Here is a 9,037-nt window from a genome sequence, read left to right as displayed (position 1 = left end):
CAGCCGCCTACTCGGCCGGCTTGTACTGACGTCGGCAAATGCGACGTGGTGCTTTCGCGGCACCTTCACACCTCCGGCACCGGTCCGTGAAGGCCACCTTGAGGGACCCAGAGTCCCTCAAGGAGGCCTTCACGGACGGCCGGATCGCCCAGCCGCCACAGAAACCCCACACGCCACAGCGGGTGCGCCTGAAGGAACCCTTCACACGGCTCAGTCGAGGAAACTCGACCTTCGCACACCGGCCTTCATGTACTTGCATGCAACCAGAGGACGAAATGCGTTATCAGGCGGCGTCGTCCCGCTTCGAGAGGTCCCGGATCAGCGAGACGATCTCCCGGCTGACCGGCCGCAGCACCCGCAGCCGCGAAAGCCCCACCAGCCGGGCGATCAGCGGCACCGTCCGCTCCACCAGCACCCGGCTGCGTTTCTGGCCGCCGGAACGATCGTGGACCCAGAACAGCACGACCCCCATCTGGTACAGCCACAGCAGGTCGGGCAGTTCGTCGCGCAGGTCCGGGTCGAGTTTGGCGTCGGAGTCGGCGATGACGTCGCGCATGAGGCCGACGGAGGCCTCCCGCGCGGGCGTCGACTCCTCGCTGAACGGGCTCAGCGGCGATTCCGGGTCGGCGGCGTTCACGAAGAGCTGGGTGCCGAAGCGGTGGTACGGCTCGGCGACGTCGAGCCAGGTGAGCAGGACCGTCTTGAGCCGCTCGCTGAAGTCCCGCTCACCTTCGATCGCCTGGCGCGCCATCGCCAGGTGCCCTTTGGCGATCTCGTCGTAGAACCCCTGGATCAACTGGTCTTTCGAGGCGAAGTAGTAGTAGGCGTTCCCGACCGACACGCCCGCCTCGCCGGCGATGGCCCGCATGGTCGTGCGGTCGTAGCCGTTCTCCGCGAACAGCCGCAACGCGGTCGCCACGATCAGCGACCTGGTTTCCTCACTCTTCGCCACCACTGCACGTTATCCGGTCAAGGCGCCGGGTGCGGAGCGGGAGCCGGGTAGCCGGGGTAGGGCTGCGGGGCCGGCACGGGCCGCGGCGTGACGTGGTTGAGGTGCTTGCGCCGGATGCCGTTGAACACCAGCACGTTCCCGACGTGCATCACGCCGAGCACGAGTGCCACGGTGCCGACCTTGACCGACACCATCTCGAAGACGTCGCGCGCGTCGAGGACGGTGTCGTTGCTGGTCAGGAACAGGGTCACGAAACCCAGGCTGACCAGGTAGAACCCGACGACGAGCAGTTGGTTGACCGAATGCGCCAGCGCCTGCTTGTCCTGGAAGACGTCCTCGAGGAACGTCTTGCCGTGCCTGCTCAGGGTGCGGGCGACCAGGACGGTCAAGGGGACGGTGATGGCCAGGTAGAGCGCGTAGGCCACGACTACGGGTTGCATGGGGACCTCCATTTTGAACGTGTTCAAGAGAAACCGTAGCCCAGATTTTGAACGCGTTCAAGAGACGCTGTTCACCTGAAGCTCACCCTCGCGGTCACGGCGGTGCGTAAGGTCGCACCGACTCTGGGAGGTATCACCGTGAAACGCTTCGCCGCCGTGCTCACTTCGGGCGCCTTGCTGGCCGGGACGCTGCTGGCCGCCGCCCCGGCGGAAGCCACCGTCGGACAGAACGTCCGCTTCGCGACGTACAACGCTTCGCTCAACCGCGGAGCCGCCGGTCAGCTGGTGACCGACCTGTCGCAGCCGGGCAACGCGCAGGCGAACGAGGTCGCCGAGGTGATCCAGCGCAACCGGCCGGACGTGCTGCTGATCAACGAGTTCGACTACGTGCCGGACAACCGCGCCGCGGACCTGTTCCGCGAGAACTACCTGAAGCGCGGCCAGAACGGCGCGGCGCCGATCGACTACCCGTACGCCTTCACCGCGCCGTCCAACACGGGCGTGCCGACCGGCTTCGACCTCGACCGCGACGGCCAGGTCGGCGGCGGCAACGACGCGCACGGCTTCGGCCTCTTCGAGGGCCAGTACGGCATGCTCGTGCTGTCGAAGTACCCGATCGACACCCAGAGCGCGCGGACCTTCCAGAAGTTCCTCTGGAAGGACATGCCCGGCGCGCTGCTCCCGGACGACCCGGCCACCCCGGCGCCGAACGACTGGTACTCGCCGCGGGCGCTCGACGTGCTGCGCCTGTCGTCGAAGTCCCACTGGGACGTCCCGATCCGCGTCGGCCGCTCGACCGTCCACTTCCTGGCCGCGCACCCGACACCGCCCACCTTCGACGGTCCCGAAGACCGCAACGGCACCCGCAACAACGACGAGATCCGTTTCTGGGCGGACTACGTGACCCCGGGCAAGGGCCGCTACATCCACGACGACCGCGGCCGCCGCGGCGGGCTCGGCGCCCGCGAGAAGTTCGTCATCGCCGGCGACCACAACTCAGACCCGCTCGACGGCGACAGCGTCCCAGGCGCGATCTCACGCCTCCTGAACGCGCCGCGGGTCATCGAGACCCGGCCGGGCGGCGAAGGCGGTGTACGGGCCGCTCAGGACCAGGCCGGCGCCAACATCGGCCAGAAGGGCGACCCCTACTTCGACACCGGCGACTTCAACGACAACGCGCCGGGGAACCTGCGGATCGACTACGTCCTGCCGTCCAAGGGACTGTTCCCCTGGCGCGCCGAGGTGTTCTGGCCGCTGCCCGATTCGCCGCTGGCCCGCCTGAACGACGCCTCGGACCACCACCTGGTGCGGGTCGACGTGTTCGTCCCGCGCTGGTAGCCCTCAGACCTCGACCGGCGGGTTGCAGTGGGCGCCGATCCGCTTCGTGCCGGGACCGGTGAGCGCGGTGAGGGCGGTGCCCCGGCCGGTCGCCGCGAGGAGCAGGTCGGCGAGCGGGCCCCGCACCTCGTCGGGGCCCGAACCGCCGGACCAGTCGGCGTCCGTGGCGATCATCGTCACGCCCTTGCAGCGTTTGCGCGCACCCCAGAACGGGCTCGCGAGGATGTGTTCGAGCGCCGCGATCGCCGGCTGTTCCGGCATGGGCCGGGAGCGGCCCAGCGGGCGGACGACGTCCTGGCCGTGGATGAGGACGTCGGCGAGCGGGTCGATCGGCTTGGCGCCGGGCGAGCGGTGATCCGACCCCGCGTCCTCGCGGATCTGGGCGACGAGTTCGGCGGGGGAGTGCCGGGTGGCGTGCTCGATCGCCTGGTCGGCGGTCATCCGGTCCCAGTCGCCCCTGGCCTTGATGGCGCCGACGATGGTCTCCTTGAGACCGGTCCTGGGGGACAGCGCCAGATGCGCGGCGAGCTCGTGGACGGTCCACTTCGGACACAGTGTGGCCGCTGACCAGTCCTGCTCGTCGAGCTCTTCGAGCAGGTCCGCGAAGCTCAGCCGCTCGGCCTCGGTCCAGGCCAGGATCTTGCCCTCGTCCACGTCCATGCTCGCTGTCCTTTTCGTCAGGCCCGCCTGAATGCTTCGGCGGCGGCTTCGGAGGTCTCGATGACGATCGTGTGGTAGCTCTCGATCCGCGAAACGATGGCCTCGCGCGGCCCCTTCAGCCAAGCCTCGCTGCCGTAGAACTCGCGTTCCTGGCGCTCGTGCTCTTCCAGCGAGGTGAACGCGCGGATCAGGTAGGCCTCTTCTCGACCGTCCTCGGCGACCAAGGAACGACCGTAATCGATGACGCGCAGTCCCGCACTTTCCAGGAGAGGGACGGACTCCTCGCCCATCACGAGGAGGAAATCGGCGGTCGACCCGGGTTTCAGCCGGTAGGTCCGGAACTCGAGGATCACGGGTGTCTCCTTCGGATGGTCTTCGGCGCTCGACCCTAGCCTGTTTTAGCCTGGTGACCATGAAGATCGCGATTCTTGACGACTACCAGAACGTCTCCCTCGACTACGCCGACTGGGACTCCCTCGGCTCCGAGATCGAGGTGTTCACGAAGCCGTTCGAGGATCCCGCCGACGTGGTGGCCCGTTTGCGGGACTTCGAGGTCGTGGTCGCGATGCGCGAACGCACCCGCTTCCCCGCCGAGGTGCTCGACCGGCTGCCCGCGCTCGAACTGCTGGTGAGCACCGGGCACCGCAACGCCGCGATCGACGTGGCCGCCGCCCGGCGCAACGGCGTGGTCGTCTCCTCCACCGGGTACATCGCGGCCCCGGCCGCCGAGCACACCTGGGCGCTGATCCTCGCCGCCGCGCGGAACGTGCCGGTGGAGTCGAAGAACATGCGCGAGGGCGGCTGGCAGACGACGGTCGGCACGATCCTGTCCGGCAAGACCCTCGGGCTGCTGGGCCTCGGCAGGCTCGGGGCCGGCGCGGCCAAGATCGGCCAGGCGTTCGGCATGGAGACCATCGCGTGGAGCCAGAACCTGACCCGGGAGAAGGCCGATCCCCACGGCGTGACGGCGGTGTCGAAGGACGAACTGTTCGCCCGCGCGGACGTCCTGTCGGTCCACCTGGTGCTCAGCGACCGCAGCCGGGGGCTGGTCGGCGCGCCCGAACTCGCCGCGATGAAGCCGACCGCGATCCTGGTCAACACCTCGCGCGGCCCGATCGTGGACGAGGCCGCCCTGGTGGATTCCTTGCGCCGCAAGGAGATCGCGGTCGCCGCGCTGGACGTCTACGACGTCGAGCCGCTGCCGTCCGGGCATCCCCTGCGGACGTTGGACAACGTCGTGCTCACCCCGCACATCGGCTACGTCACCCGGGAGGCCTACGGGATCTTCTACCGCGACGCGGTCGAGGACATCGCGGCCTTCCAGGCGGGTTCGCCGGTCCGCGTCATGGAGTGAGGCCGCGCAGCTCCGAGAGCACGGCGTCGGTGTAGGGCGGCCACACCTCGGCGGCCCACGGGCCGAAAGCGCGGTCGGTGAGCGCGACGCAGGCGGCACCGGCGCCGGGATCGACCCAGAGGAACGTGCCGGACTGCCCGAAGTGGCCGAAGGTCCGCGGCGAGCTCGACGAGCCGGTCCAATGCGGACTCTTGTGGTCGCGGATCTCGAAGCCGAGGCCCCAGTCGTTCGGCTTCTGGTGGCCGAAGCCGGGCAGGACACCGGAAAGACCGGGGAAGACCACGGAGGTCGCCTCGCGCACCGTCTCGGCGGCGATGAGTTTCGGGGCCTGCAGTTCGGCGGCGAACGCGACCAGGTCGTCCACAGTGGACTCCGCGCCCGAGGCGGGGGACCCGGTCAGCTTGGTCGACTTCATGCCCAGCGGCTGGAAGAGCGCCTCCGCCTGATAGTCGGCGAAGGGGATCCCGGAATGTTCGGTGAGCGCGTCGGCGAGCTGCTCGAATCCGGCGTTGGAGTAGAGGCGGCGGTTGCCCGGCGCGGCCATCGGCTTGTGCTCGTTGAACGCCAGGCCCGAGGTGTGCGCGAGCAGATGCCGGATCGTGGAGCCCTCCGGCCCGGCGGGGGTGTCGAGTTCGACGACGCCCTCTTCGATGGCGATCAGCGCGGCGTAGGCCGTGAGCGGTTTGCTCACCGACGCCAGGCGGTACACCTTCGCCGGGTCGCCGTGCGTGCCCAGCACGTCACCGGCGGCGGTCACCACGGCCGTGGCGGCGTTGTCCACCGGCCACTGTTCGATCTCGCGCACGCTCTCCATGCCTACACCCTACGAAGCCCGGGCTGGTCGGGGACGGCCCGGGCTTCGCAGGGACGGGATCAGGCGTCGAGGTCCGTCGCCACCAGCTCGGCGATGGCCTCGACGGCCGCCTCGGCGCCTTCACCCTCGGCACTGATGATGACCTCGTCGCCGTGGCCGGCGGCGAGCGTCATCAGGTTCAGCACGCTGCCGGCCGCGACCGGGTCGCCGCCCGCCTTGGCGATGTTCACCGCGACGGGCTGCGCCGCGGCCGCCTTGGCGACCGTCGCGGCGGGCCTGGCGTGCAGGCCCACCTTGCTGGCCACGGTGACGCGTTTCTCCGGCATGTTCTTTCCCTTTCGTGCCTTCGGTTTTCTTGAAACTGAGCTTACTTCGTGGCGGGCTTGGCCGCGGTGGCTTCGAGATCGGCCTCGATCGCGTCGTCCTCGCGGCCCGGGGTCCGCAGGTTCCACTTCTTGATCACGAAGCGGAAGATCACGTAGTAGACGATCCCGTAGGCCAGGCCGATCGGGATGAGCAGCCAGACGTTGCTGCTCGCCGCCGGCAGACCGCCGTTGAGCGCGAAGTCGATCGCACCGGCCGAGAAGCCGAAGCCGAGGTGGATGTCGAGCGCGTTCACCAGCGCCATCGAGGTACCGGTCAGGACCGCGTGGATCAGGTACAGCGGCCACGCGACGAACATGAACGAGAACTCGATCGGCTCGGTGATACCGGTCAGGAACGAGGTCAGCGCGCCGGCGATCATCACACCGCCGACGATCTTCTTCTGGCTGGGCTTGGCGCTCTGCCAGATCGCCAGTGCCGCGGCGGGGATGGCGAACATGAAGATCGGGAAGAAGCCGGTCATGAAGGTGCCGCGGGTGGGGTCGCCCTCGAAGAACTTCGTGAGGTCACCACCGTCGAAGATGAACCACACCGGCACGTTCAGCAGCTGGTGCAGACCGACCGGGATCAGCAGGCGGTTGAGCACGCCGTAGATACCGCCACCGACGACCGGGGCGCCGGTGACCGCCTCGCCCGCGGCCTGGATGCCCTCGTTGACCCAGTGGAAGACCAGGCCCAGCGGCACCGCGAGGATCATCAGCGTCAGGGCGGTGATGATCGGCACGAACCGGCGGCCACCGAAGAAGGCCAGGTACGGCGGCAGCTTGATGCGATAGAACTTCTGCCACAGCAGCGCGGTGACGAGACCGACGATCACGCCGGCCAGCACACTGTAGGGCCACTTCAGCGGGTTGAGCATCAGGCCCGCGGGCTTCTCGGGGTTCCAGCCCGGCAGCTCGGAGAACGGCGCGAGGACCTGGAGAACGCTGGTGAACACGAAGAAGCCGACCACGGCGGCCAGCCCGGTCGCGCCGTCGCTCTTCCGGGCGAAACCGACGGCGATACCCACCGCGAACAGGAGCGGCAGCCAGTTGAACAGCGAGTTGCCTGCCGCGCCGAGCACCTCGGCGACCTTGTCCCAGCCGAGGCCGTCCTTGCCGAGCAGGTCGGGCTGACCGAACCTGTTCAGGAGCGCGGCGGCGGGGAGAGCGGCGATCGGGAGCATGAGGCTGCGGCCGAAGCGCTGAAGCCCGGCAAGTCCCTTGCCCTGGCTCTTCGCCCCCTCGGCGGTGGTGGAGCTCATCGGGTACCTCCGTAGTGAGGATGGTGACCGGAATCCGGGGTGTTCCGGTCAAGCTGCATGGTGACCTGGTAGTGATCGCCCCGGTACCAGGAAGTCATGTCTTCGATCGGTTCCCCGTTGACGCTGGAGACCCGGCGGAAGACAAGAAGCGGACTGCCGGCGCGCATGCCGAGCAGGCGTGCCGTTTCGCGGTCCGCGGATTCGGCCCAGACCGTCTGCCACGCGTGGTCCGGGCGGAGGTCGTACGACTGGGCGAGCTGGACGTACAACGATCGGGTGAGATCGAGGTCGAGCAGACCGGGCATCCGGCCCGCGTGGTACCAGCCACGTTCGACCGCGAGCGGCACCCCGTCGGCACGGCGGAGCCGCACCAGCCGGTGTGCCGGGGTTCCGGCGGTCAGGCCGAGGGCGTGCGCCGAGGGGGCGGGCGGGACCTCGGTGGCGGTCTTGACGACCTCCGTGGTCGGGGTCATCCCGCGACGGCGCATGTCCTCGGTGAAGGACATCAGGTAGAGCTGCAATTCCATCCGCCTCGCGGCGGTGAACGTCCCCTTGCCGCGCACGCGCGACAGGAGTCCCTCTTCGACCAGCTTGCCGATCGCCGAGCGGACCGTGAGCCGGGACACCTGATAGGTCTCGGCGAGGTCACGTTCCGACGGGATAGGCGAGCCGGGGGGTAGCTCACGCTCCACCGTGCGGCGCAGAATCTCCCGCAGCTGGGCGTGCTTGGGCGTCGGTCCGTTGATCACACGGTCGGACGGCGGCACCTGCGCCGAAGCGCTCATGACGGTCACCGTCCTTTCGGGCCGGTCGGTTTGGGTAACCCGTACTCGCATCTGGTCCGGAAGATTGGTACGTTCCGGTCTAGACCAATGATCCGATGGGGCAGGATGCTCCGTCGCACGAGCGGGTGTCAACCACCGTTACGCGTTCGTGGCCAGGCATCGGGTGCGAGTCGGCGAACGGCGTAGTACAGCTGGTTCGCATGTGGGAAACCGACAGGGAACAGGGAGACCGCGATGGCGGATGACAGGGCGGAAAAGATCCTCGCGGCGCTCGGCGGTGCCGAGAACCTCATCGAGGTGGAGGGGTGCATCACCCGGCTGCGCTGTGAGCTCGAAGACATGGGCCTGCTCGACGAGGCGGCGCTGAAGGCGGCAGGCGCGATGGGCGTCGTGCGCATGGGCGCCGGTGTCCAGGTGATCGTGGGGCCGGAGGCCGACACGATCGCCAGTGAGATCGAGGATCTGCTGTGAGTTTGGAGATCCTGAGCCCGGTAAGCGGCAAAACGACCGCTATGGCCGAAGTGCCCGATCCGGTCTTCGCGCAGGCGATGGTCGGCCCCGGCCTCGCGGTCCTGCCCTCGGGCGGGCGTCAGGACGCTGTCGCGCCGGTCGACGGGACCGTCGTGACCCTGCACCCGCACGCCTTCGTGGTGGCCACCGAGGACGGCCGCGGGGTGCTGGTCCACCTCGGGATCGACACGGTGAAGCAGAAGGGCGAGGGGTTCACCCTCCACGTCGTCAAGGGTGAGGCCGTCCGTGCCGGGCAGCCGGTCGTCGGCTGGGACCCGGACGCGGTCAAGGCCGCCGGCTACTCGCCGATCGTGCCCGTGGTGGCGCTGGACGCGAAGGCCGAAGTCCTTTCGGGACTGCTCACCGGCGGCGACGTCGAGGCGGGCGACCCGATTTTCACCTGGGACAGCTGAACTTTCGCGCTGAATGTCATGAGGGGTCCCCTTAGGACGCTTTTCGTCCTAAGGGGACCCCGCAAGTGCTTTGGCGGGCGGGGACGTCCTGCGCGTTCGCGGCCGTGACCGCGGTGGGGGGGAGCGGCAGTTCCGCCCGGCCCG

Annotated in this window: 11 protein-coding genes and 1 pseudogene; 4 read left to right on the top strand and 8 right to left on the bottom strand. The window is 68.8% G+C overall.

Annotation, left to right across the window (positions count from 1 at the left end; translation table 11 throughout):
• Positions 1–283: 283 nt before the first annotated feature.
• Together AB0N89_RS40635 and AB0N89_RS40630 are read right to left on the bottom strand one after the other, a co-directional pair.
• A complete protein-coding gene (locus tag AB0N89_RS40635) occupies positions 284–952 on the bottom strand; it encodes a TetR family transcriptional regulator (RefSeq protein WP_364216971.1) in 669 nt (222 codons plus the stop codon).
• 17 nt (positions 953–969) lie between these two features.
• Positions 970–1,392, bottom strand: coding sequence for a hypothetical protein (locus AB0N89_RS40630; protein ID WP_364216968.1), 423 nt, complete (start codon positions 1,390–1,392; stop codon positions 970–972).
• Positions 1,393–1,530: 138 nt separating this feature from the next.
• Here AB0N89_RS40630 and AB0N89_RS40625 point away from each other — a divergent pair, with 138 nt between their 5' ends.
• Positions 1,531–2,730, top strand: a complete 1,200-nt coding sequence (locus tag AB0N89_RS40625; RefSeq protein ID WP_364216965.1) for an endonuclease/exonuclease/phosphatase family protein — start codon at positions 1,531–1,533, stop codon at positions 2,728–2,730.
• Positions 2,731–2,733: 3 nt separating this feature from the next.
• Here AB0N89_RS40625 and AB0N89_RS40620 read toward each other — a convergent pair whose 3' ends face one another.
• Positions 2,734–3,390, bottom strand: coding sequence for a maleylpyruvate isomerase family mycothiol-dependent enzyme (locus AB0N89_RS40620; RefSeq protein WP_364216962.1), 657 nt, complete (start codon positions 3,388–3,390; stop codon positions 2,734–2,736).
• Positions 3,391–3,407: 17 nt separating this feature from the next.
• The gene (locus tag AB0N89_RS40615; RefSeq protein WP_364216959.1) at positions 3,408–3,743 is read right to left on the bottom strand and encodes an NIPSNAP family protein; all 336 of its coding nucleotides are present in this window, start codon (positions 3,741–3,743) and stop codon (positions 3,408–3,410) included.
• A gap of 59 nt (positions 3,744–3,802) precedes the next feature.
• Between AB0N89_RS40615 and AB0N89_RS40610 the strand changes: the two genes are divergently transcribed.
• Positions 3,803–4,744 (top strand): D-2-hydroxyacid dehydrogenase family protein, encoded by a 942-nt coding sequence (locus AB0N89_RS40610; protein ID WP_364216956.1) that lies wholly within the window; start codon positions 3,803–3,805, stop codon positions 4,742–4,744.
• Here AB0N89_RS40610 and AB0N89_RS40605 read toward each other — a convergent pair.
• Genes AB0N89_RS40605 through AB0N89_RS40590 form a run of 4 tightly spaced genes read right to left on the bottom strand, consistent with a single transcriptional unit; the run spans position 4,734 to position 7,970 of the window.
• On the bottom strand, positions 4,734–5,558 hold the full coding sequence (locus AB0N89_RS40605; protein ID WP_364216953.1) for a serine hydrolase domain-containing protein: 825 nt from the start codon (positions 5,556–5,558) through the stop codon (positions 4,734–4,736). The two genes, AB0N89_RS40610 and AB0N89_RS40605, sit on opposite strands and share 11 nt — an antisense overlap.
• Before the next feature lie 59 nt (positions 5,559–5,617).
• Positions 5,618–5,884: an HPr family phosphocarrier protein gene (locus tag AB0N89_RS40600; protein WP_364216950.1), complete on the bottom strand. Its 267-nt coding sequence runs from the start codon at positions 5,882–5,884 to the stop codon at positions 5,618–5,620.
• A gap of 41 nt (positions 5,885–5,925) precedes the next feature.
• A complete protein-coding gene (locus AB0N89_RS40595) occupies positions 5,926–7,185 on the bottom strand; it encodes a PTS transporter subunit EIIC (RefSeq protein WP_364216947.1) in 1,260 nt (419 codons plus the stop codon).
• Positions 7,182–7,970, bottom strand: coding sequence for a GntR family transcriptional regulator (locus tag AB0N89_RS40590; RefSeq protein WP_191254040.1), 789 nt, complete (start codon positions 7,968–7,970; stop codon positions 7,182–7,184). The genes AB0N89_RS40595 and AB0N89_RS40590 overlap by 4 nt, the downstream gene beginning before the upstream one ends.
• Before the next feature lie 225 nt (positions 7,971–8,195).
• On the opposite strand from AB0N89_RS40590, the pseudogene AB0N89_RS40585 reads away from it, so the two are divergent.
• Positions 8,196–8,441: pseudogene (locus AB0N89_RS40585) on the top strand (PTS glucose/sucrose transporter subunit IIB); the annotation flags it as partial.
• Complete coding sequence (locus AB0N89_RS40580) at positions 8,438–8,893, top strand: PTS glucose transporter subunit IIA (RefSeq protein ID WP_364216944.1); 456 nt, start codon at positions 8,438–8,440, stop codon at positions 8,891–8,893. The pseudogene AB0N89_RS40585 and the gene AB0N89_RS40580, both read left to right, overlap by 4 nt.
• Positions 8,894–9,037: the final 144 nt, after the last annotated feature.

The sequence above is a fragment of the Amycolatopsis sp. NPDC089917 genome, from assembly GCF_040684635.1.
Classification (GTDB): Bacteria; Actinomycetota; Actinomycetes; order Mycobacteriales; family Pseudonocardiaceae; genus Amycolatopsis.
This window is presented reverse-complemented; position numbering and strand designations above follow the sequence as displayed.

Bases quoted from the DNA above. Each gene is read 5' to 3' on its own strand.
- AB0N89_RS40630 (WP_364216968.1), bottom strand. From the start codon at position 1,392: ATGCAACCCGTAGTCGTGGCCTACGCGCTCTACCTGGCCATCACCGTC.
- AB0N89_RS40620 (WP_364216962.1), bottom strand. From the start codon at position 3,390: ATGGACGTGGACGAGGGCAAGATCCTGGCCTGGACCGAGGCCGAGCGG.
- AB0N89_RS40610 (WP_364216956.1), top strand. From the start codon at position 3,803: ATGAAGATCGCGATTCTTGACGACTACCAGAACGTCTCCCTCGACTAC.
- AB0N89_RS40605 (WP_364216953.1), bottom strand. From the start codon at position 5,558: ATGGAGAGCGTGCGCGAGATCGAACAGTGGCCGGTGGACAACGCCGCC.
- AB0N89_RS40600 (WP_364216950.1), bottom strand. From the start codon at position 5,884: ATGCCGGAGAAACGCGTCACCGTGGCCAGCAAGGTGGGCCTGCACGCC.
- AB0N89_RS40595 (WP_364216947.1), bottom strand. From the start codon at position 7,185: ATGAGCTCCACCACCGCCGAGGGGGCGAAGAGCCAGGGCAAGGGACTT.
- AB0N89_RS40590 (WP_191254040.1), bottom strand. From the start codon at position 7,970: ATGAGCGCTTCGGCGCAGGTGCCGCCGTCCGACCGTGTGATCAACGGA.